The sequence below is a fragment of the Actinophytocola sp. genome, from assembly GCF_049647105.1.
In the GTDB taxonomy this organism is placed as follows: domain Bacteria; phylum Actinomycetota; class Actinomycetes; order Mycobacteriales; family Pseudonocardiaceae; genus Actinophytocola.
On record NZ_JBARWZ010000161.1, the window covers coordinates 1 to 22,729 of the forward strand.

20 protein-coding genes are annotated in these 22,729 nt (G+C 69.1%); 8 read left to right on the forward strand and 12 right to left on the reverse strand.

Annotated elements, in window-relative coordinates; all coding sequences use genetic code 11:
- The 6 genes from WBA97_RS20235 to WBA97_RS20260 all read right to left on the reverse strand — a co-directional run.
- Positions 1 to 551: hypothetical protein (locus WBA97_RS20235; RefSeq protein WP_424232435.1), on the reverse strand; the 551-nt coding region annotated here is incomplete at its 3' end.
- Positions 548 to 808, reverse strand: a complete 261-nt coding sequence (locus tag WBA97_RS20240; RefSeq protein ID WP_424232436.1) for a phosphopantetheine-binding protein — start codon at positions 806 to 808, stop codon at positions 548 to 550. The genes WBA97_RS20240 and WBA97_RS20235, both read right to left, overlap by 4 nt.
- A 35-nt stretch (positions 809 to 843) precedes the next feature.
- Entirely contained in the window at positions 844 to 2,016 is a 1,173-nt protein-coding gene (locus tag WBA97_RS20245) for an acyl-CoA dehydrogenase family protein (RefSeq protein WP_424232437.1), read from the reverse strand.
- Position 2,017: 1 nt separating this feature from the next.
- Positions 2,018 to 3,328 (reverse strand): alanine racemase, encoded by a 1,311-nt coding sequence (locus WBA97_RS20250; RefSeq protein WP_424232438.1) that lies wholly within the window; start codon positions 3,326 to 3,328, stop codon positions 2,018 to 2,020.
- Positions 3,325 to 4,818, reverse strand: a complete 1,494-nt coding sequence (locus WBA97_RS20255; RefSeq protein ID WP_424232439.1) for a class I adenylate-forming enzyme family protein — start codon at positions 4,816 to 4,818, stop codon at positions 3,325 to 3,327. Before WBA97_RS20255 ends, WBA97_RS20250 begins: the two co-directional genes overlap by 4 nt.
- Position 4,819: 1 nt before the next feature.
- On the reverse strand, positions 4,820 to 6,031 hold the full coding sequence (locus WBA97_RS20260) for a nucleotidyltransferase family protein (RefSeq protein ID WP_424232440.1): 1,212 nt from the start codon (positions 6,029 to 6,031) through the stop codon (positions 4,820 to 4,822).
- 870 nt (positions 6,032 to 6,901) lie between these two features.
- Between WBA97_RS20260 and WBA97_RS20265 the strand changes: the two genes are divergently transcribed.
- The 3 genes from WBA97_RS20265 (at position 6,902) to WBA97_RS20275 (ending at position 11,576) form a co-directional block, all read left to right on the forward strand.
- Positions 6,902 to 7,120, forward strand: coding sequence for a hypothetical protein (locus WBA97_RS20265; protein WP_424232441.1), 219 nt, complete (start codon positions 6,902 to 6,904; stop codon positions 7,118 to 7,120).
- 231 nt (positions 7,121 to 7,351) lie between these two features.
- A complete protein-coding gene (locus WBA97_RS20270) occupies positions 7,352 to 10,051 on the forward strand; it encodes a hypothetical protein (protein ID WP_424232442.1) in 2,700 nt (899 codons plus the stop codon).
- Positions 10,052 to 10,055: 4 nt separating this feature from the next.
- The gene (locus tag WBA97_RS20275) at positions 10,056 to 11,576 is read left to right on the forward strand and encodes an AAA family ATPase (protein WP_424232443.1); all 1,521 of its coding nucleotides are present in this window, start codon (positions 10,056 to 10,058) and stop codon (positions 11,574 to 11,576) included.
- Positions 11,577 to 11,675: 99 nt separating this feature from the next.
- Here the strand turns inward: WBA97_RS20275 and WBA97_RS20280 are convergent, their stop codons facing one another.
- Both WBA97_RS20280 and WBA97_RS20285 read right to left on the reverse strand, forming a co-directional pair.
- A complete protein-coding gene (locus WBA97_RS20280; protein WP_424232444.1) occupies positions 11,676 to 12,095 on the reverse strand; it encodes a hypothetical protein in 420 nt (139 codons plus the stop codon).
- A 195-nt stretch (positions 12,096 to 12,290) separates the two neighbouring features.
- The gene (locus tag WBA97_RS20285) at positions 12,291 to 12,560 is read right to left on the reverse strand and encodes a hypothetical protein (protein WP_424232445.1); all 270 of its coding nucleotides are present in this window, start codon (positions 12,558 to 12,560) and stop codon (positions 12,291 to 12,293) included.
- A gap of 557 nt (positions 12,561 to 13,117) precedes the next feature.
- On the opposite strand from WBA97_RS20285, the gene WBA97_RS20290 reads away from it, so the two are divergent.
- Together WBA97_RS20290 and WBA97_RS20295 are read left to right on the forward strand one after the other, a co-directional pair.
- Complete coding sequence (locus WBA97_RS20290) at positions 13,118 to 15,214, forward strand: UvrD-helicase domain-containing protein (protein WP_424232446.1); 2,097 nt, start codon at positions 13,118 to 13,120, stop codon at positions 15,212 to 15,214.
- Between the two features lie 22 nt (positions 15,215 to 15,236).
- Complete coding sequence (locus WBA97_RS20295) at positions 15,237 to 16,817, forward strand: restriction endonuclease (protein ID WP_424232447.1); 1,581 nt, start codon at positions 15,237 to 15,239, stop codon at positions 16,815 to 16,817.
- 184 nt (positions 16,818 to 17,001) lie between these two features.
- On the opposite strand, the gene WBA97_RS20300 is transcribed toward WBA97_RS20295, so the two are convergent.
- A complete protein-coding gene (locus WBA97_RS20300; protein WP_424232448.1) occupies positions 17,002 to 18,906 on the reverse strand; it encodes a hypothetical protein in 1,905 nt (634 codons plus the stop codon).
- 202 nt (positions 18,907 to 19,108) lie between these two features.
- Here WBA97_RS20300 and WBA97_RS20305 point away from each other — a divergent pair, with 202 nt between their 5' ends.
- On the forward strand, positions 19,109 to 19,822 hold the full coding sequence (locus WBA97_RS20305; RefSeq protein ID WP_424232449.1) for a TetR/AcrR family transcriptional regulator: 714 nt from the start codon (positions 19,109 to 19,111) through the stop codon (positions 19,820 to 19,822).
- A 329-nt stretch (positions 19,823 to 20,151) separates the two neighbouring features.
- Here WBA97_RS20305 and WBA97_RS20310 read toward each other — a convergent pair whose 3' ends face one another.
- Both WBA97_RS20310 and WBA97_RS20315 read right to left on the reverse strand, forming a co-directional pair.
- On the reverse strand, positions 20,152 to 21,120 hold the full coding sequence (locus WBA97_RS20310) for a TIGR03557 family F420-dependent LLM class oxidoreductase (protein WP_424232450.1): 969 nt from the start codon (positions 21,118 to 21,120) through the stop codon (positions 20,152 to 20,154).
- Between the two features lie 42 nt (positions 21,121 to 21,162).
- On the reverse strand, positions 21,163 to 21,510 hold the full coding sequence (locus WBA97_RS20315; RefSeq protein ID WP_424232451.1) for a VOC family protein: 348 nt from the start codon (positions 21,508 to 21,510) through the stop codon (positions 21,163 to 21,165).
- 154 nt (positions 21,511 to 21,664) lie between these two features.
- On the opposite strand from WBA97_RS20315, the gene WBA97_RS20320 reads away from it, so the two are divergent.
- Complete coding sequence (locus WBA97_RS20320) at positions 21,665 to 21,850, forward strand: hypothetical protein (RefSeq protein WP_424232452.1); 186 nt, start codon at positions 21,665 to 21,667, stop codon at positions 21,848 to 21,850.
- A 67-nt stretch (positions 21,851 to 21,917) separates the two neighbouring features.
- Here the strand turns inward: WBA97_RS20320 and WBA97_RS20325 are convergent, their stop codons facing one another.
- Complete coding sequence (locus tag WBA97_RS20325; RefSeq protein WP_424232453.1) at positions 21,918 to 22,106, reverse strand: DUF2795 domain-containing protein; 189 nt, start codon at positions 22,104 to 22,106, stop codon at positions 21,918 to 21,920.
- A gap of 116 nt (positions 22,107 to 22,222) precedes the next feature.
- Here WBA97_RS20325 and WBA97_RS20330 point away from each other — a divergent pair, with 116 nt between their 5' ends.
- Positions 22,223 to 22,543: a hypothetical protein gene (locus tag WBA97_RS20330; RefSeq protein ID WP_424232454.1), complete on the forward strand. Its 321-nt coding sequence runs from the start codon at positions 22,223 to 22,225 to the stop codon at positions 22,541 to 22,543.
- The last annotated feature ends 186 nt before the right edge of the window (positions 22,544 to 22,729 follow it).

The window sequence follows — 22,729 nt, forward strand, 5'->3', positions numbered from 1 at the left end:
TCCCCGGCCAGCTCGCGCGGCCGCGGCGGCGGGTCCTCGGCGAGCCACCGGTCGCCCCGGTGGTCCGCACCGCCGAGCAGACTGGTGAGTTCGGCACGAAGCCGCTTCAAGCCGTATCCGTCGGCCACGATGTGGTCGACGACGATCGCCACGTGCGTCGGCCGCCCCGCGACGCGGAGCACCGCGAACCGGCGGCCGAACTCGGCCGAACGTTCGATCCGGTCCCGAGCGAGTTCCTCGCACACCGAGGTGACCGCCTGCTCCCCGGCCTCGTCGCGGTCCACGACAACGGGTTCCGCTCCGCCCCCGGCCTGCGCGACCAGCTGGCGCGGACCCGCGTCGCCGTCGACGAAGTGGGTGCGCAGCGTCTCGTGCCGCGCGCAGAGCATGTCGAGGGCGCCGACCACTTCGTGGAGCCCCGCCCCCGCCGGGACCGGCACCGGCATGCGCAGGTAGGACTCGGGCCACCGCTCGAACGGGTGCCGTTCCATGATGCGCCACACCGACAACTGGCCGAACGTCAGCGGACTCCCGGCGCGGCGAGCGGTCATTCCGCTGCCTCGCGCTGCCGCACCACCACCGACCACAACGACGCTGGCGTCGCGAAGGTGTCCGGGGTCAGGGCGTCGTCCGGGAACTGCACACCGAACGACTCCTCGACGTCCACCAGCAGCCCGACCGTCGACAACGAGTCCAGCCCGTGGTCGACCAGAGCCGTTGCCGGGGCCAGCGGGAGGTCGTCGCCGAGTAACGGCAGGTAGTTCCGCAACAGCTTCTCGAACTCGTCGGGCCAGTCGGGGCCGATCATCGTGTTCCCTCTCGTTCCACCGTCGTGCTCGTACCTCATGCCAGCCGGACACCGCGGTCCATCAGGGTCAGCGCACCGCTCGAGACGAGCAGCCGGTCGTTGGAGTAGTTGAGGCTCGCGGAACGCAGGTCACGGAAGTGCCGTTCCAGTGGCAGCGGCGAGTCCCTGCGATATCCCATGGTCAACCCGGCGAGCTGCACCATCCGGTCGACCGCGCGGAAAGTGAGTTCCGCGGCGGTGACCTTGAGCGTGTTGAGGTGGATCTGCACCTCGGTCGCGGACAGCTCGCCCCCCTGCTCCCGGATCGTGCCGATCTCGCCGGTGACGCGGTGCAGGTAGGCGCTGACGAGTTCGAGGTCCATCCGGATGCGGGCCAGTCGTTCGGACACGAGCTCGGAGCGGACGTCGATGCTCCGCGACCGCTTGTCCGACCGCAGCCAGCCGACGAGTTCCGCCAACGCGCCGCGTGCCGTGCCGAGCCAGCACGCCGCCCACCCGAGGTGACCGACGGGCGCCATGCTCTCCACCGCAATGGTCCGGAACCCGCCTGGATCGCCGACGATCTGGTGCGCGGGCACCGTGCCGGCGATCTTCAGCCCCACACTCTCGGTGCCGCGCATGCCGAGCGTGTTCCAGTCGCCCGCGATCGCGAGCTCGAGTTGGTCCCGGTCCGCGTAGACGAGCGAGATCTGGTTCGGCGTCGCCACTGCCGAAGCGCGCATGGTGATGAGGAAGCCGTGTGCGTGCGACCCGCCGGTGACCACGGGTGCGTCCCGGTCCAGCCGGAGACCGGCATCGTCCGCCAGGAGCGGAGCGACTCCGGTCAGCAAGTTCCCGCCTTTGCCCGGCTCGGTCGTGACGGAGGCCAGGTACACCTCACCTCGCGCGATCCGGGGCAGGACGTTGTCCCGCAACCACGGCGTCGCGAACCGCACCAGGGAGTCGGTCTGCTGGCAGTGCATCGCCCAGATCAGTGCCGACGACATACAGCACCTGGCCAGGTCCTGGGCGACGGCCACCATGTCGTCGAGGTCACCACCGAGGCCACCGAGTTCCTCGGGCACCAGCAGGCCGAGCAACCCGGCCTCGGCGAGCGCGCCGAGCGCGGCCTCGGGGAACACGGCCTCGGCGTCGACCTCCTCGGCGTGTTCCCGCAACACGGGCAGGACGCGTTGGACGGCCGAGGTGATGCGGGGATTCGTCGCCACCTCAGTCACTCCCCTCGTGACGGGACTCGCCTGATTCAGCGGCTCCTTGGTCGATGGGCACGCGGCGCAACTCCACCCGCGACGCGTCCACCAGGACGCCGTCGCGCAGCACGATCTCCGCCGCGGCCGGGCGGCTCAGGAAACCGACAAGACTCGCGGTCAGCCCGTAGGCGCCGACGTTCGGGATCTCGACCAGGTCCGCGACCCGCGCCGACGCGATCGCCACATCTCTCGCGAGGACGTCGGCCGGCGTGCACAACGGACCGACGACGGTCGCCCGGACCTGTTCCGCGAGTGCCGCCTCACCCGGTGGTCCGACGGCCGGGACCACGGCGGCGGACACCGGCAGCAGGCGGCCGAGACCGGCGAGGCCGCCCAGGTGGTTGATGCCGCTGTCGAGCACGAGAAAAGTGCGATCCTGGCTGCGTTTCACGTCGGCCACCCTCGCGACCAAGCGGCCGCAGACGCCCGCGAGATAACGGCCGGACTCGAAGGCGATCTCCGGGTCTCCGTCGCGCCAGCCTGCGAGGTGTTCGTCGAGGGCCGCCTCGAGCGCGTCGCGGAGCCCGGTGTAGTCGGGGAGCGGGCCCGGTTTCGCGTACGGCGCGGCGAAGCCGCCACCCAGGTCGAGCACTCGCAGGTCGACGCCCGCCACCTCACGCAGCCACGCGGCCACGGCGATGTTGGCGCGCGCCTCCTCCACGATGGCCGTTTCAGCCGCCGCGTTGCTGACGGAGAAGAAGTGCAGACCCACCACACGGGCGCCGGGCCGGGCCGCGAAGAGCGTGGGTTCCTCCTCCAGTACCGCCACGTCGACGCCGAACTGGGAGGCCACACCACTCATCCGCAGACCGCTCGTGCCGGTCGCCCGGAGAGTGTTGATCCGGACGAGGCAGTCCGCGGTCGTCCCACGCTCCTCGGCGGCCGACGCCACCCGGTGGAAGTCGGCCGCCGACTCGACGGAGAAGCGCCTGACCCCCGTGTCCAGCGCCACCGCCACCTCCTGCTCCGACTTGCCCGGCCCGGTGTACAGGCACTGGTCGGCGGTGAACCCCGCCTGCCGCGCGGCGGCGAGCTCGCCGAGGGAACTGATCTCCGCGTCGCAGCCCCCGGCACGCAACGCATGGGCGATCAACGGGTGTGGGTTGGCCTTCAGCGAGTAGAGCAGCCTCGACGGCGCGGGCAGCGCGCGCCGCAGCACCTGTGCCGCGGCGTCGACGTCGGCGAGTTCGTAGACGTAGGCTGGTGTGCCGAACCGGTCCGCCAGGTCCCGGACACCCATCCGGTCCCGCACCGGCGCGGTCCCGCTCATACCACCGCTCCTTCGAGCAGTTCACGCAACCGGCGCCGGTCGACCTTCCCGTTGACCGTCAACGGGAGCGATTCGACCCGCCGGCACAGCGGTGGGACCTTCGCGGGTCCGAGCCGGTCACGCAGCCCCCGGACCACCTCCTCCTCGGTCACTGACGCGATGACGCACAGCACCGCGTCGAGGCCGCCTGCGGGCGGGAGGACGGCCGCCTGCGTCACTCCGGCGAGAAGCAGCGCTGCCGCCTCGATCTCGACCGTGGAGGTCCTCGTTCCCCTCAACTTGAACAAGTGGTCCCGCCGTCCCGCGAAGTAGAGGTGACCGTCCTGGCCCAGGTACCCGAAGTCGCCGGTGCGCAGGAACCGCTCACCGGTGGTCTCGTCGACCGGGAACCGCGCCGCCGTGAGCTCCGGTGCCCGCCAGTACCCGGCCATCACGTGCGGCCCGTGCACGCAGATCTCGCCGGTCTCCGCCTGCGCCAGTTCCCGGCCGTCGTCGCCGAGGATCCGAACGCGCGTGCCCGGCAGGGGACGGCCAACAGAGCCGGGCCGGTGCCGGTCGCCATCGGGCTCCAGGACGGTGATGCGCTTGCATTCCGTCGTGCCGAACATCATCTGCACGCCCGCCCCCGGGAACCGGTCCCGCAGTTCGTCGGCGGTCGCGTTCGACAGGTGCTCGCCGGTGTTGGTGAACAGCCGGACGCACGGGGACCCGGGGTCGCTCGAGCGCCGGGCGGCCAGCGTGAGCAGCATTCTCGCCAGGGACGGCACGACCGGCACCACGGTTGCCCGGTGGCGCCGCAGGTCCGCCAGCAGCCGGGCGTCGTGAGCGGCATCCGCGAGCACCAGCGTGCCGCCAGCCAAGAAGGTCAGGAACACCTGGTACAGGCCGTAGTCGAAGGACAGTGGAAGCCTGCAGAACACGACGTCGTCGGCGCGGTAGCGCACCACCGCGGCGACCGCGCTCACGGCGAACGACACCTGGGCGTGGGTGCAGGCCACAGCTTTTGGTTGTGCCGTACTCCCCGACGTGTACAGCAGAAGGGCGAGATCGTCCGGCGCGGCGTCCCGCTCCACGTGTTCGCGGGCAGGCGCCGCGTACAACGCGGCCGGACCGGTCACCTGAACGGGAATCCAGCCCTCCTGACGCTCGTCGTCGGTGATCACCAGGACCGGCTGGGCATCCGCGAGCAGGTCGGTGAGCTGGTACCGCGTAATGTCGGTGCTGTACGGCACGAAGACCGCGCCGATGGACAGGCACCCGAAGAGCACCGCCACCGTCGTGCGGTTCGCCGCCGCACGGACGAGCACCCGGTCCCCCGGCCGCACTCCCTGGGCGCGCAGCCATCCGGCCGCACGGTTCGCGAGGCGGCACATCTCGGCATAGCTCGACTCGCCCGCGTCGTCCCGCAGTGCGGCACGCTCGGGTTCCTGGTTCGCCGCGGCGCGCAGCAGCAGCCGCACGGAGGGGGGCGCACTCGGTCTGGTTGTCATGTCACCGCGTCTCCGCTGCGGAGGCAGCCTCGTGAGTGCCCTCGGCCGGGGCGGGGGCACTCGACCGTGTTCTCGCGACGCGCGCCTGCGCGGCGAACGGGGGTTCCGGTGCCGCCACCAGTGCCGGTGGTTCCTCGGCGCGGAGGCGCTCGCGCATGCCGCCGGTCCACGACAGAAACGAGCCGTCGACCGCGCTGGCGCTGTGCAACCACGCATCGTCGCAGTACCGGCCCAGGCCGAGGCTGCCGACGATGTCGCTGCCGAAGAGCTGGTCGACGTGGTGGCAAACCCACGCGACGGGCGGTCCGATGGCGTGGCGGTCGATCAGACCGGCCAGACCGGCGATCGTGGCGGCGTCGAGGCGCTGCCACTGCCGCCGGACGTCCGCGAACTGGCCGAGCCGCAGGCCCTTGACGAGGACCGTTCGCTGGAACCAGCCTTCGCGGAACAGGTGCATGACCGTGAAGATGAAGTCGTAGGGCGCGGCGAGGACGGGGAGCCGGACGCTGCCGTCGAGGGTCACGGCCGTCACCGTGTCCGTCTCGGCGAGCACCTCGCTCATCGGGATCTGCCAGGCCGCGCCGAACCACGTAATGCTGAAGCAGACGTCCACCATGAAATGGGGCAGCGCGCTCCCGGTCAACGGCCGGAAGAAATGCGGCAGGTGATCCGGGTACATCGCGAACATCGCGAGGTCACGGCGGGAACGCCTGCTCAGCCCGCCTTTGCACAGGTCGTGCTCCATGTTCGCGAGGTAGCCGAGGCCGGTGAGCACGTCCTCGGCCGCGCTCCTGTGGTCCGGCTCGATCAGGAGATCGATGTCGTTGAACGCACGTCCGCCGAAGCCGCCATACAGCGAGTACTGGAACGCGATTCCCTTGGTGCACACGACGGGCACCCCGTGGTCCCGCATGGCGGAGACCACGGCGTGCGCCTCTCCGCAGGACAACGCCACCTTGTGCCGGTTGTCGTGCAGTGACTGCATCAGGATCCGGCGGGACTCTCTCGGCAAATGCGACATCAGCCCGGATCGAACGAGAAAGTCCGCGAGACGTGGGATCAGCCGATGCCGCATCGCGTGGACAACGAGGTCGTCCCAACGTGCCGCGGCGAGCAGCGCGTCGATTTTCTCGGCGTCCTCAACCAATACCGTGTCGTTTGTGCTCGCGTATTCCAGTAGCAGCCATGCTGGTGGCACGACGACGTCAGACACCCACACCCCCAGTGTGATAGATCCCGCTCAGCGCAGGTCACCCGCACGGCGTCAAGATTTCCGCGCAGGCCTAATCGATCGATAGAAGTCCGTTCCCCAGTGCTCGACGAGCGCAAGCGATCTCTTGCCTCGCCCCCCGAGCCTCACGTTTGAGTAATGCACTCAAAACATGCCTACCCGACGACCAACCACCTGTCAACGCCTCTTGTCACCTGTCTGTCGCCTCCTGTTACCGGTGCATTCACCAGGAATTTACCCGCACACGCAGCGCACATCCGATATTTCGATTCGATATATGCTCAGTGCGACCCAGAAGCCGGTTGCCGCATTCCAAGGACCGCAAAAATATCGATCCAGCCTTCTCCGGTAATCATTTTTCCCGTAGCTTCCCGAACCAGGACCGGCTCCGATTCCCGGGCACGCCGCGTCAACGACGCGCGTGACGCGGCTTCCGCGAAGGTGGATCTCACCACGGCTGACGCGTTTCTTTCGTCCGTAAAGGACACTGCCACCCGACAGCCACCGCCAGCGCGGTGGAACGATTCATCGCGCTTTCTCGATTTGCCGCCGACATCGAGCCGAGGGGAGATGTAGGCGCAATCGAGACCCGGCCTCAATCGTGAGAGCTGACCGACAACCCGCTGGAAGGAACTTGGCGCATGCGCGTGCACTTCGCCGTCACACCCGGCCTCGGCCACCTGTTGCCGACCGAGCGGCCAAGGGTGCTCGTGACGCTGGCACCGTCATGCCGACGGTGTCGGGGTTCGGCAGCGTGGCGCCGTTGCTGGCCGCTGCCGCCGAGGTGGATGCCGAGTTCCTGTTGGCGTTCGGCTGCCACACGCCGCCGAGCAGTTCGTCAACGCCGCCGTGGTGGCCAAGCACAGCCTCGGGCTGCACCGCGCCCCCGGCGACGCCGACGTGGCCACGCTCACCGACCTGCTGGCCGACGGCTCGTTCCGGACCACCGCCGCGGCCGTCGCCGACCAGGTGCGCGCGTTGCCGGTGCCCGCGGCGCTGGTGCCGCGGCTCGAGGTACTGGGCGGGCACGCACGGACCACGAGCGCCACACCGGTCAGCACTCGCGGTTGACGCCGCGAACCATTCGAAGGGGAACGAAATGTGCGGAATCACCGGTTGGGTCTCGTTCGATCCGGATCTGACCAGGCGTCGGTCGTCATGTCACCGAACCTGTGGCGAGACCGGTGCCCGCCGCGCCGCCGTGACGTCCGGCCCGGCCACGACCCGGTGGTTAAGCTGTCTCGATCTTCGCTGGAGCCGGTCGGGCCTGGCGGGCCGAGCGAGAAGGGTGGGTCACGGCGGATGCCGAGCAAGTCCCTTGGCGGTGGTTCCAGCGCGGTCGCCGCGTCCACGCACGCGGCATGTGCGCGGTTCCGGGGCACCGACCCGCTCGTCGTCGGCAGGACGCGCCGCCAGCTCGCGCTCGACCTCGGGTTCCCCGACGACTCCGGCTACATCCCGGCGGCCAGGTGGACGCGCGCCATGACCTTCGAGCACCTGGTGCGCGACGCGTTGTTCGCCGGTGAGGTCGCGACCACCACGGTCGGGCGGGCCGGGCTGGACCGGCCGAAGAAGGTCGTGACCGTCAACGCCCACGTGCACGTCGACGAGACCGCCGAGCTGCTGGCGGCCGCCCACGAGGCTGCCGTCGAGGAGGGCGCCGCCACGCTGGTCCACGGGCTTGCGGTGCCGTTCGCCGGGTTCGAGGATGGCGTCGCCACCGAGGTGAAACCGGACTTCGCGGTGGTCACCGCCGGTGAGGGACGCACGTCGTGGCTGATCGTCGGCGACGCGAAGGACTACGAGCGGGTGCGCTCGCGGATCGACGACACCCGGCTGCTGAAGGGCTTCCTCCAGGTGGCACTGGGAGCGGAGTCGGCGGCGGCGTGGTCACGGCTGCCCGGCGGCATGGCCGTCCACTCGCACGGCGTGCTCGCGGTGCCGAGGAACTCCTTCCTCCAGCCAGAGGCACTCGTCGAGGCGCTGCACGACCACCGGGCGGAGGTCCGGATGCGGGTGGCCGAGCGGCGACGCGAGGCGGCGGAGACCAAGTACCTGCCGGGGACCGACGTCGCGCCGTTCGTGGCGCACCTGCTGGCCACGTTCGACCCGGCCACCTGCATCACCTGTCCCCTGTTCTCCTACTGCCGCCACGAGCTGCGGACCTCGCCCCACCCGGCCGACCTGCTGGTGGAGATCGGCGTGCCCGCCGAGCTGCGGTCACAGGTCGCCGGGCTGGTGACCGGCGGCGAGGCGGCCGCGCGGGTACCGGCGTCGGTGGTCGCGCAGGTACGCGCCACGCTGGACGGCGTCGGCCGCACGACAGGGCAGCTGCGGGTCGACGGCGCCGGCCGCCCCGGCACCGTCGACATGGTGCTCGCGAAGGCGGACGCCGCCGCGCTCGGTGTGCACGGGATCGCGCTGCGGCGCCACACCGGCCACGGCCAGGAAGAGTGGGCCGTCACCGTGTTCGACGAGCCGCAGTCGGTGGAAACCAGGCGGGCTGTGATGCGCCTGCTCGGGCAGGAGATCACCGCCGCGATGGCCGAGAGCGCGAGCCGCGGCGCGTACGCGGTGCACGTCGTCGTCCCCGACGCCGTGACCGCCGACGTACTGGCCTCCATCGCCGACAACCTCGCGGGCGTCGAGCTGAGCAGACTTCGCTGGGAGCGGGACCAGGCGATGGGCCGCGAGCCGCTGACGTTCAGCGGTGAGCCCGCGCGGATACCGACGGCGTTGCATCCGGTCGAGCGGACCGCGGTGTCGTTCCTCCTGGAGGACGACCGCGCCCGCGCCCGCGCGCTCACGCTCCGGGCGCCGGTCGTCGACCTGCGTGCGGTGCTCGCCCAGCACGTGGCGGCCGGCGGGCCCGCCTCCTCGTCGCTGCGTCTCGACTACCTGGTGGCGTGGGCGGAGACGCTCACGAAGGGGCCGGTCAAACCCCGTGAGCTGGAGGACGACATCGAGCGTTCCCAGCACACGCCGGGCGCCCGGCTGACGGGCAGGCGCTCGGACGCCGTGCACCGCGCGCTGACCGGAGGCCGCGGCGGCGACCCCGACCCGGAGCGGTACACCGCGCTCGTCACCGAGGAACTGGCGTACAAACGCGACGTCCTGGAGCGGGCCCTTGCCGCACTGCGCACCGTCCGCGACTCCAGCCTCCGCGACGTCCACCACACGATCGAAGCCGACGCCCAGGCGGTGTGGCGACGCAGGCTGGACCTGCACGCGTCCGACCTGGTCCGGTTCGGGCGCACCTACCGGCACTGGCGCAACTCGCTCGTGCCGGTGATCGAGAGCGACGGCCGGTGCCGCCGCCAGCTCGCCGCGCTTGGCAACCCGCAGGCCGCCGCCGACATGGCCGCCGACGCCGGGGTCCGGGAGGTCGTGCCCGCGACCGTGGTCAGCGCCGGGCCGCTCGTGCTGGACGTCGAGTCGCGACGGCTCGGCACGGGCGCGCGGATCGTGCTGCTGCACGTCAACGGGAACGCATGCGTGGAACAGCCGGGCACGGCCATGACCCCGTTGAAGGGCAGCGTCAAGTTCTCCGGCATGGCGATCGGCCCGCTGGCCGGCGTGGACGACGAGCCGCGCCGTTTCGTGTGGGCACCGGACAACGTGCCGGCCCTGGCACCCGGCGACCGGCTCGTCGTCGCGGACTTCAGCTGGTACTGCGACCTCAAGGGCAACAAGGCCCTCAGCGTCGGCAGGCCCGCCGCAGACGACATGTCGGCGCCGAAACCGGAGTGTGGCGCGTACTCCTATGCCGATGCCCCCGAGGAGCACCAGTACTGCTGCCGCCCGCACGAGGACGCGGAGGCGGACTGGTCCGACCGGCTCGCAGAGCGCCGGGACAATGGCGAGCTGAACCCGCAGGTGTGGCCGCCGGTGGTCGACGCGGACGCGTTCGAGGTGACCCCGGAGGGTGCGCCCGTCGCGGACCCGGCGGCGATGGCGCAGGACGAGGGGCCGGACGATCTGACCCTCGACGACCTGGAGTGACGTCATGACCCTCGCATTCACCCCGCCAGCCGGGGCGGACACCACAGTGGTCCACCACGCCGACGCGGCGGCAGGCAACGCGGCCGTCGCCGACGAGGCGGTCGACGTGCTGCGTGCCGCGCTGGCGGGCACCGTGCCGGTGGAGCGCATCCTGCTGAAGGCGGCCGCCGGTGCCGGCAAGTCGCACGTGCTGAAGAAGCTCGTCACCGACGCCGTCGACCACCCCGCGTGTACGCGCGTCGCGATCATCGCGTTCACCAACAAGCAGGTCTACCCGCTCGCGACCGCGCTAGGGAAGACGCTTGGCCGCGACCACGTGTGCCTGTTCGCCAGCAAGAAACGCTACGACGACGTACCGGAAGAAGCCCACGCGCACACCACCGTGGTCACCACCGCATCGGGCATCCCAGCGCAGACCCGGGTCGTCGTCGCGACGTCGCACAAGCTGGGTGCGCGCGGCGAGCTGGGCAGGCTGGCGGCCCACTTCACCGGCGACCAGGCCGACGACGAGCCAGGCCCGGTGTTCGACGTGCTGTTCGTCGACGAGGCGTGGCAGCTGCCGCACCACCTGTTCGACAAGGTCGCGAACGCCGCCCCGATCACCGTCGGCGTCGGCGACGTCGGTCAGCTACCGCCGCTGGAGATCGGCGCGAACCCCTGGCGCGGCGACCCCGGCTTCAACCCCTATCGCGCCTGGCCGACCGATTTCGACAGTGTCGAACGCACCGGCGAAGGCACCGACGAGCGCACCGTCGCCATCGAACTGCCCGCCGTCTGGCGGCCGGCGGCCGGGCACCTCCACCTCTGGCGCGCCTTCTACCCGGAGTGGCGACAGCTGGACTGCGTGGCCGCGCCGGGCGACCGGACGCTGGTCGCCGAGGGACTGACCGGTGCCGCGGCCGACGTGTGGCGGACGGTCGGCACTGGCGTGCCGACGCTGCTCGAGATCGCCGGGCTGCCCGAACCCGAGGCGGCCGACGTGGACCAGCCGCTGCTCGGCGAGATCGAGGTGCTGCTCGACGCGCTGCTCGACGCCGGGTTCGCCCTCACCCGCGCGGAGTACGACGGCAGGGGTGCCCCAACCGGGCGGCGCATCACCACCCGCCCCGGCGATGGTGGCGACCCGCTGATCACCGTCCTGGCCACCCGCAACCAGGCGGTCGACGACGCGACCGACATCGTCGACCGCCTGCGCGCCAAGCACTCCCTCGCCGCGACGGATATCGTGGCGTCCACTGTGGACTCGTGGCAGGGGCAGACCAACGGCATCACGGTCGCCATCCATCCGCTCTCGGGCGCCGGACGGCTCGACGAGTTCAACTCCTCGTTCGGCAGGCTGGCCGTCACCTGCACACGCGCGACCCACGGACTGCTCATGGTCACCCGCCCCGGCCTCACCGAACTCCTCCGCGACGCACCCGCGCGGCCGGGCACCCCGTTCGGCGAACCCGGCGGCAGGCACCTACCCCGGCAGACCCACCAGCGCATCCTCGCCGCGTTCACCACCGGCACGCTCACGCGGTAGCCGGGCAATCACTCCCGCCGGTCACCTGCCTAGCTGCGACGCGGTGTGGCTGTGGGCTCGGCCTCGTGCCGAGACGGTGGTCTGCGCTGTGGAGATACGTCACGGCGTCGGCACGTCTGGGCAACCAGTTGCTTTCTCGTAGGCGACGTCGTGGCGTTGGCGCAAGGAGAACCGGTAGCAGGCGTGTGTTGTCGGTTCGACCACGGAGGCGGGAATCGAGACAAGCACCGTTGTTACGTCGGGTTCGTGGCGGAGTTCGACGACCGTCGATCCTCGCTGTTTGGCGACCTCGTCTGTGATGTCCTGGTCGGTCATGGAGTAACGAAGCCGTTCGGCCAGCACTTGGGCGCTGCTCTCCGTTGCCACGACGGACTTGCCGGTGGACCGATCCTCCGGGAACACCAAGGAGGGGAATACCAGCAAGCCGACCACGACAAGTGTCATGCCGGCCACCACGATACCTATCGCTACACGCACGGTGATGGGCAAGCGGGCCGGCCTCACGTCGTCGTCTGTCACGGTCAGGTGTAATCCGATCTGGTCAAGCTTGCGGCGCAGGAGTACAGCATAGGCGGCTGCGCCTGCCGTGTTGGGATGGAACGACTCGCGGCTCAGACAATCGCCGGTGGTGAAGCCGAGGCAGAAGGGGCTTGGCTGTCGCCGAGGTGGACGTCACACGACCTGTCCGCGACGTTCGCAGGACGAATGGGTTGTTCAGTCTCCAGTCCTGTGATCGTCGACCGGCAGGGCACGCATCGACCGGGTCAGGAGAAGCCGCGTCGCGGCCACGACGAATCCGGGCCCCAGCATGAGCACCAGTACCAAGTTGAACTCCCAGATCCCGGTTGACATCAGCCATATGGCGAGAGCGGCCGACACGACGAGGTGTGCGGTGAACACGGCCACTCGAGCCCGAGGCTGCCTTAGTGGCAGCAGGGCGATGCCGATCGACAGGGCGAACGCGAGTGTCACGAGTTCTGCCATGTCTCCTCCAGGTGCTCCGGATCAGCCGGCGAGGTCGCCATGCATGCTGCTGTGTGGCTCATCGGGAGTAGCTGCGAGGCATCACGGGCCGAGCTCCGATGAGCTCGGCCCGTGGTCGAGCACGGTGGTGGCTCAGCGGCTCACTTGTTCCGGGCTTGGTAGTGCGGTCGACTCGTGCGCCACCGCGCCGACCTCGAGTTCCCAGATCACCGCAGTTCCTCGTCGCGGGCGTCGTCCTCGATGCTGACCAGCCGGATGAGGTGGGTCGGGCGGGCCGTCAGCGTCGTGGTGTCGCTGCTGGCCACCTCGCTCCTGACCACGTCCGTGGCGATCCATGGACGGTTCCGCACCGTGACGAGCTGCCCGGCGCGGGCACCGTTCGCTCTTCCTCCAGCACGCCCGTCACGACCCCATCTCTCACCACGTTAAACGATCAGCCAATCTTCACACAGACGGAGTATTGGTAACGCATCGTCCACCCGGGGCAATCTGAATACCATCGGTAATCGGAGCTGCCGGCGTCGCCACCGGCAGACAACCTCTGGGAGGACAAGCGCGTGCCACGGCTGTACATCGACAAAGAGTTCCTCCCGGGTTACGCGAAACTCGAAAAAAACGTGCAGCGTGCCGTGGACAAGACCTTCGAGTTGTTCGCCGAGCACACGCATGCCGGGCTGCACCTGGAGAAGCTGAAGAACTCCAAGGACCCGCGGATTCGGACCATCCGGATCACCGACTTCTGGCGTGGCGTGGTCCTCGCGCCCGAACGTGGCGACGAGTACCTGTTGCTGACCGTTCTTCCACACGACAAGGCCAACGCGTTCGCGACGAGCAAGAAGTTCACCGTGAACCAGGCTCTCGGTGTGCTGGAGGTGCGCGACCAGTCCGCGTTGGAAGGATTCCAACCCGCGCTCGCCCAGGCAGCAGGCACGACCACGACGAGGTTGTTCGACGGGGTGAACGACAGCGACCTGGTCCGGCTAGGCATAGACGGTGACATCCTGCCGGTCGTCCGGCTGCTCACCTCCGAACGGCACCTACTGGCCCTGAGTGGGCTGCTACCCGAGCCCCAGTACAACGCGCTCGTCGCACTCGCCACCGGAATGAGCCCTGACGAGGCATGGCAGGAGATCAGCGCCTACCTCGCGGAAGCCGAGCCGCCGGAGAAGGTCGACCAGGACGACCTCGGCGCGGCCATCGAGCGGACCCCCGACCGGTACGTCGGCGTGTCCGGGCCGAATGAGCTGGCAGACATCCTCGCCCACCCGTTCGCGGTGTGGCGGACGTTCCTGCACCCACGTCAGCGTCGGGTCGCGTATCACCCGTCATATCGCGGGCCGGTGCTGGTGAGCGGCGGCGCGGGTACGGGGAAGACCGTGACCGCCCTGCACCGCGCGGCGTTCCTGGCGAAGCGCCTTCCGCCCGGCACCAGCAAGGACATCCTGATCACCACCTTCAACCGAGGGCTCGCCGACTCGCTCCAGGAACTGCTGGCGGTGCTCGTCGAAGACGAAATGGTCCGGGAGCGTATTGACGTGATCAACGTCGACGCGTTCGCCAATCAGGTTGTCCGGAACGCCGAAGACCGGCGGGTGGAGATCATCGACCCGCCTGCGGAAGCCAAGCTCTGGCAGGAGGCGAGGCAGGCGACCGGAGGCGCCTTGTCGGCGAGCTTCCTGCGGAGCGAGTGGGAGCAGGTGATCCTCGCGCAGGGCCTCCCGGACCGGGACTCGTACCTCGCCTGCGAGCGACCCGGACGCGGCAAACCGGTACGCAGCCACAGTCCCACGCGGGAACAGGCTTGGACGGCGATCTCCGGGGTTCTCGACCAGCTGAACCGCCTGGGTCAGCGCACGCACCTCCAGGTTGCCGTGACGGCGGCCGAGTTGCTCGCGAGGCGTCCCGCCCCGCCCTACCGGCATGTGCTGGTCGACGAGGGCCAGGATCTGCACCCGGCCCAGTGGCGGTTGCTGCGTCGTGCGGTGGCGCGGGGGCTGGACGACCTGTTCATCGTGAGCGACCCCAACCAGCGGATCTACGCCAACAAGGTGTCGCTGGCGAAACTGGGCATCGAGGTCCGTGGCCGCAGCTCCCGGCTGACTGTCAGCTACCGGACCACGCAGGAGATCCTCGGCTGGGCGGTCCGCATGCTGGCCGGCCAGCCGGCGCAGGGTCTCGACGACGAGGAGGACACGCTCGTCGGCTACCACTCGCCGATGCACGGCCGGCGCCCGGTCGTGGCGGCCTATCCCCACTGGCAGGCAGAGCTGGACGGGATCGTGGCCAAGGTTCGGGCCTGGCTCGAAGCGGGCGTCGAGCCACACTCGATCGGCATCGCGGCCCGGACAACCGCCAAGGGCAAGGACATCCAGGCTGCGCTGACTGACGCCGGCATCCCGACCAGGGCACCGAAGGGAGTGCGGGTCCGGACGATGCACAAGATGAAGGGCATGGAGTACCGGTGCGTGCTCGTGGCCGGAGTCGACGCCGCGACCGTCCCGGCGGCGGCCGCGCTGACCCCACGTGACGAGGACCTGATCGCCCACGAGCAGGACCGCCGACGTGAACGCTGCCTGCTGTTCGTGGCCTGCACACGTGCTCGCGACGCCCTGCACGTGACTCACGCCGGCACCCCGAGCCCTTTCCTCACCTGACAGGAACGCGAGAGGACCGGACATGGCCACGAGTCGAAGTGGGCGAGCCGAATGGGAACGGCAGCAGCGGGCACGGGCCCAGGAAGCCGAGCGGCAGCGCAGAGAGGCTGAACGAGCACAGGCGGCTGCCGAGAAGGAGCGGCAGCAGCAGTACCGCGCCTCCCGTCAAGCCGCGGTCGACCACAAGAACGCCCAGCTCAAGCAGCGGGTGGAGCAACTCTCCGCCATTCTGGTGAGCGGCCTGCACAGACCGGCACGCATTGACCTGGTCGCGCAGGTCCCCCGGCCCAACGTCGCCCCACTGAACCTCGGACTGTTGGCGGACCCAGTACCGACGCCGACATGGGGCCAGTTCGCGCCCCGGCCGCCGGGCGCGCTCTCCAAAATGATGGGTGGAACGACCCGCTACGAGCGTGCGGAAGCCGCAGCCCGTGCTCAGTACGACGAAGCGGTCCAGCAAGCGGCCCAGCAGGAAGCAGACCGCCAGCGGCAGGTGGCGACCTTGCGCAGCGGTCATGCCGACCAGGTCGCGGACGCCGAGCAGAAGTGGCGACAACGCGTAGCGGCCGTCAACGCGCGCGTGCGAGCCATGGCCGGCCGCGACAAGGATGCTGTCGAGACTTACCTCAAGCACGTGCTCTCGCGGGTGCCGCTGCCTGCGGACTTCCCCCGAGAAGTGGAGGTCATCTTCAATCCGCGAGCGGAACAGGCGGTCGTCCGGATCGAGTTGCCACCCCACGACGTGGTGCCCACCGTGTCCACCTACAAGTACCTGACCACCAAGGACGAGGAACGGTCCACGGCCCGCTCTCGGTCGGAGATCGAGTCGCTGTACCGGAAGGTCATCAGCCAGGTGGCGCTGCTGTGTGCACGGGACCTGTTCGACGCTGATCCCAAGCTCCAGTCGGTCGGGCTGAATGGCCATGTACACGCCATCAACCCCGCGACCGGCGAGCAGGAGTACCCCTGCCTGATCAGTATGAACGTCGATCGAGACGTGTTCCCGAAGGACGACAACCTCAGCAAGGTCACCCCGGAAGCATGCGTGAGGCACCTGAAGGCGATCGTGTCGAACCACCCCTACGCACTCGAGGCGATCGAGCCGATCCTCGACTTCGACCTGAGCAAGTACAAGTTCGTCAAGGGCTTCGATGCGGCGGCGACGCTGGACTCGCGACCGGATCTCATGCAGATGTCGCCTTCGAACTTCGAGGACCTGGTACGTCAGATCTTCGAGGCGCAGGGCGCCGAAGGGTGGAAGACCCAGGACAGCAAGGACGACGGCGTTGACGCGGTCATCCTGCAACGAAAGGCGTTGATGGGTGGGCTGAGCATCGTGCAGGCGAAGCGTTACAGCAGAGTCGTCGGGGTCAACCATGTCCGTGAGCTGGCCGGAGCGATGGAGGAGAAGAAGGCCGGCTGGGGCATTCTCATCACCACTTCCTGGTTCGCCCGTGGGTGCCACGAGAAGGCTCGCGAGCATGGTCGGATGGAGCTCATCGACGGCGAGAGGCTGACCTACCTGATCAAGGAGTACCTCCGCAAGGAAGTCCTCATCGGCATTCCCAACAGGCCCCAAACCAAGAACACCAACGGTGCGTGAGTACCAGCCGTTGTCGCGCCTTTGCGGACGTGATGCCCCGCCGCGGACGGCGAGTTGAAGATCCGACCGTCGAGGCTCGCGCCACACCAAGCACCACCGCCACGGTGGCACCGGCCGCACCGTGCGTGCCGGGGCCACCGCTGTTTCGGGTCGGACGATGGTCAGGACATCGTCAGGTGTGCGGTCACGGGTAGCTGATGACGTTCTGCGCTGTTCCTCCGTTGGAGCTGTCGGCGCGTGGGCCGGTGTCGTTGACCACTGAGTTGATCGAGCCGCTGCCATTGAGGAACACGGTGAGCAGGCTGGTGAGTTGCACGTCCGGTGACTGGGGCACACGGAAGGACATCCGGGACTGGATGTCGACGCCCTGGTTGAAGAAGCTGTAGCTGCCAAGGCCCCAACCGTGGAACGCGCTCACTCCCGGTGCGACCTCCAGGGCCGGGTAGCCCGGGTTGGCCGCGTCCTCCTGCCAGGCGGCCTGGTTGGGCGGGTCGTAGGGCCGTTCGTTCTGGTACATGACCACGCGCCCGCGCTCGCCGCGCCAGATCGTCTCGGTCTTCTGGAAGTGCTCGACGAACAGGCCGTTGGCGGTGACGTCGTCTCCGTTGATGACGGCGCCGTGGTCGGCGGTGTTGCGGTCCCAGCCGATACCGGTGCCGTGGTCTCCGCGCCAGAGCCAGAGGTGGTCCAGCAGCACGTTCGAGGCGTTGACCTCCAGGCTGGTGGTCGCCTTGCCTTCCAGGGTCCCGCCGATGCGCACGAAGACGTCCTGGAGAACGACCGGGTTGCTGGTTCCGCCGCACTCACAGGTGCCGCCGGAGCTGCCGACCTGCACGAGCACCGGGGAGTTGACCGGGCCCGCGTCGACTGTGATGCCGTGGACCTTCACCCCGGCCACGTCGTCGATGCTCAGGGCGGCGTTGCCTGCCTGTGGCGTGATGGTCGGCAGGCCGAGGCCCAGCACCAGGGTGTCCGGCCGGGTGACGCGGATGGGCTCGGAGTAGCGGTACGTGCCCGGGGACAGCAGCAGGTGACGGCCGTCGGACAGGGCCTGGTTCACCTCCGCGACACCAGTTTCCGGTGTAGCGACGAGGAACTGGCCGAGGCCGATGGTCCGGTCACCGGCGTTGTCCCTCGTCGGTCCGACCGAGTCGCGGCGCACCGAGGGGACGTGCACGGTGTAGTTGCCGCCCGAACCGGTCAGGTACGGCTCCTCCATCGACACCGGCGTCGTGGTCAGCGTCGTGTAGGGCTGGGCACCCGGCACTCCGAAGCTGGTGGCCGGGGCCCCCGGGGTGCCGGCGAACACCTGGTTCCACACGCCGTTGCTCCAGCTGCTCAGCTCGCTGTTGCGCACCATGAACTGCTGCTGGGAACCGCTGACCACCTCGCCGCGGAAGCGGGAGTCGGCGATGAACCCGCCGCTGGCGTACCACGGGCCGTCACCGCAGTAGTCCATCAGCGAGAACTTGCCGTTGACGTCGACCCGCCGCATCGGCGCGGCCTGGGACACCGCCCAGAAGTTGGTGGCCGCCGCGCAGCCCTCCCCGCCCGCGACGTTGATGGTCAGGTTGGCCATCGAGCGCCAGAAGTTGGTCAGGGCGATGCAGTTGCCGGTGCCGTTGACCTGGCACTGGTTGTAGACGCTGACGCGGCCGTTGATCTGCACGTCGCCGGGCTGGGCGCCAAGACCGGCAACCTCGGTGTAGTAGCCGACCCGGACCTCCAGGGGCTGCGCCGGTGTGCCGTAGCTGCCCGGTTCGAACAGCAGGGCGTACCGGCCGGGGCCGAACTCGGCACCGGTCTGCTGGTCGGCGATGGCGTCCACCGTGGCCTGGATGTCCGCCTGGGGCATCCCCGGGTTGAACACGTACACGTTCTCGCCGAGCTCGGGCGCGTTCGGTGGAATCGGTGCCTGCACCCGAGGCCCGGCCGCCTCCGACACGGCCGGGGAGACGGATGCCGGGGTGTCGGCCGCCGCGGCGGGCGTACCAGCGAGAACCGCACTGGCGAGCACCGCGGCGGCGGCACCGGTGATCAGGGTTCGCCGTCGGCGCGGAGGCGGGTAGGAACGGGGAGTCGAGCGCATCAGGGGACTCCTTCCCGGTCCGGGAACGCCCGAACCGAAATGACGGACGACCCGGCTCGCGCGTCACTCCGTCGTGACAGGGGGAGACCTACAGCACACATTGTGTGACCACGGCAGTACAACACACTTACTTACCAGTCAGCAAGTGAGCGAGGTGACTAGTTGCTTACCTACGGTCAGTGAACCTGGCACAGTGAACGCCATGACCACTTCCGCCAGCGGACGGTCCGGTGCGCCACCGGTGGTGACCGCTACCGGCGAGGACCGCACCGACGCGCCGCGGCGCAGCGACCGGACCAGGATGCGCCGGGAGGAGATCGTGCGTGCCGCCCGGGATGTGTTCTCGACCAAGGGTTTCCGCAACGGGTCACTCGCCGACATCGCCGAGCGGGTGGGGATCACCCACCAGGGAGTGCTGCACCATTTCGGCTCGAAGGAGCAGTTGCTCGTCGAAGTCCTGCACGACCGGGACGTCTCGGGCCGCGCGGCCGACGCCGACGCCCAGCACCCCCGCGGGGTCGATTTCCTGCACCACATCCTCAACACCGTCGTCAGCAACACCACGCGAACCGGGATCGTCCAGGCCTACACGGTGCTGTCCGCCGAATCGGTGACCGAGAACCACCCTGCTCAGGAATGGTTCCGCGACCGCTTCGCCGTGTTGCGCACCGACCTGGCGGACGCCCTCGACGACGCCTGCGACGCCGGGACTCCGGTTTCCCGCGCCGAACTGGAACGTGGCGCGGCCGTCCTGGTCGCGGTGATGGATGGCCTGCAGGTCCAGTGGCTCCTCGACCCGAACGCGGTCGACATGCCCGCCACCGTGCGCGCGACCATCGACGCCCTGCTGCTGTCCTGGGGCGGCACTCCCCTGCCGGCCGACCCAGTGCACCGCGGGGCCGGGCAGGCCACGTGATCAATGATCCCTACCCGGACGTGCCGGCCACGAACGACAGCCACGCGATCCGGAAAAGCTCAACCCGCAACGACTCACCTCAGATACAGCCAAAACCAACCCGACCCGGGCCGGGATGGCAGAGCGGATGGCGTTCGTCTATCACGCGACGGAACGTGGTGTCGGTGACCCGGCCGGCGCGCTGCTCGGGTATCTCGCCTCGCTGTCCGTCGAGCAGCGGATCGCGACGTTCGCCCAGTACGGCGTGACCAGCTGCGGCGACATGACCAGCGAAGAACGTTGTCTACCTCCTGCGAAGGGCAACGCGGTGAATTCCTTGCCAGAAAAGGCTATCGGGAGCGTGAAGAGGAGTCGAGGGGCAACTGCGGCGCCACCTGATCACGCCAGAACCGGAAGAACTCCTCCTGAAGGGGTCCGATCTGGGACACGTACACCTCGTCGAAGCCAGCGTCCACAAAGGACCGTACCCGCTTCACGTAGTCCTCGGGGTCCGGGCCGACCGGGAGATCGAGCATGTCCGGGGTGACGAGGTCGCTCGCCTGCTCGAAGTGTTTGGGCTGGGGCAGCACCTGCGGCAGTTCGCCCGGCAGCCCGTCGTTCGGCCAGATCCGGTGCGCGGTCGTGCGACCCTCCTCGGCCGTCGGGGCGTGGCAGACCTTGAACCCGCCCTGTGCCGGTCCCCGGCCGCCTGCCTCGCGGTAGGCGCGGACCAGGTCGCCGTCCGGCATGACGCACTGGAACCCGTCGGCGATCTTCGCGGCGAGACGCACGGCCTTGGGACCGAACGCGGACATGTAGACCGGCACCGGCTCGTTGGGCAGCGTGTACACGCGGGCATTGTCGACGGTGTAGTGCTCCCCGCGGTGGCTGTGCGTGCCACCCTGGTGCAGAAGCCGGATGACCTCGACGGCCTCCTCGAGCATGGCCAGCCGCACCCCGGCGCTGGGCCACGGGGCGCCGAGGATGTGCTCGTTGAGGGCTTCTCCGGACCCGACACCGAGCACGAACCGGCCCTCGAGCTGCACCGCCGCGGTGGCCGCCGCCTGCGCGATCACCGCGGGGTGGATCCGGACGGTCGGGCACGTGACGGCGGTGGTGACCGGTAGATCGATCGCCTCGGACAGCGCGCCGATCACCGACCAGACGAAGGGGCTCTGGCCCTGGGTGTCGTTCCACGGGTGGTAGTGGTCAGAGATCCAGAGCCGTTCGAACCCCGCGTCCTGCGCCATCTTCGCGTTGCGTACGAGATCGCGAGGACCGAACTCCTCACAGGACAGGAAATATCCGATACTCACCATGACCGGCGGTTACCCGATGTCTGTCGCGCCAATCCCGGGCCGTCACTCCCAGACTAGGCAGAACGGGTGTCCATCCGGATCACGGAACACCCGGAAGGTGCCGTCCTCGTTGGCGTCCTCGACGCGGGTGGCACCGAGTTCGAGCACCTTGCCCTCGGCGGCGTCCGGGTCGTCGACCCGCACGTCCAGGTGCAGTTGCTGGGACCCCGCCGGGTCGGGAAACGCCGGTGGCCGGTGCTCCGGCGAGGTCTGGAAGGAGACCTTCCGGCCCGCGCCGTCCACAATGGTCACCCAGTTCGGTTCTTCGGTGGTCACCCGCGCCCCCAGCAACTCCGCGTAGAACCGCGCCAGCCTGGCCGGGTCGCGGGTGTCGAGCACGACTGTTTCCAAGCGTCCGATCATGGGTGCCGGATTCCCCGCCGTCGCCGCGCCGAAACAGTCCGGTGGTTCGGGACATGGGGATTGGGTATGCGGCCCCCGGTGGCCTGAGGGGTTCACGCGATGTGGTGCGGGAGCAGCCTGCACCGGAGGAGAGGAGCGACCAATGTCCACACCGGAAATCGATCCCGACACCGCGGCGAGCATGCTCGAGGACGACGACTTCGCCGACGAGCACACGAAGCCGACCCACAGCGACGAACGTGCCCCGGAAGGAGACGACGAATCGGTGCCGACCGGCGAAGGCGGCGACGGCGGCATGGACGTCCACCAGAACAAGTTCTCCGAGTAGACCACGGTGTCACGCTCTCCCACGTGCAGCGGGGGGCACGGTCAGGTGGTCCCCCGCTGGCGTCGGGCTACTCGAGCGCGTTGGCAACGTCCGCGGGAGAGGAGTAGACGCGCGCCGGTAAGGCGTACAACGCCCTGCGGGTACGCACGTCGCCACCGTAGATTTCGGCACACGTGGTGATCTGCCACTTCTCCGCAGGATACGTGAGATCCTGCAGGATCTGCCGCAAACTGGGGTTCTCTTCGGTGATCGGCATGCAAATTGGCATGCCCACCGGCACTTGACAGCAAACACTCCCCTGCAGCCGACGGTCGTTTGCTCGCTGCACGGATCAGGTAGTCCCGGCACGACAACGTTGGGCGGGAGGATGTAATGACGCACCGGGACGGTATCGCGGAGCCGTGGGCCACCCGAACGCCTTACGGGCCCGGCGAATCGTGGCCGGTCCGCGTCGACAGCCATCTCGCCGCCGGGGTCTCCGAGGCCGACGTCGATTCCTGGGTGCGGACCGCGGCGGTGCTGCATTCCAACGGCGATGGCATGGAGCTGGCGGTGAAGGACGGCCGCGTGGTGGGTGTGCGCGGCCGGGCCGACGACCGCGTCAACCACGGGCGGCTCGATCCGAAGGATCTGTTCGGCTGGCAGGCCAACCACTCCGCTGACCGGCTCACCACCCCGTTGGTTGATCAGTAGGTTTCGGCGCCGGGCCAGCGGTCCCCGAAGGTGATGGCGAACGCGTTCACGACCGGCTTCCATCGCTGTTGCCATCGGGCGCGGCCGACCGTCGCTCCACACGTTGGAGCGTGTGATGCAGGTGCCGTCGGCCGAACTCTCGTAGCGGAACCTCGCATAACTTCCGTTCCACTGTGCGAAACGTAA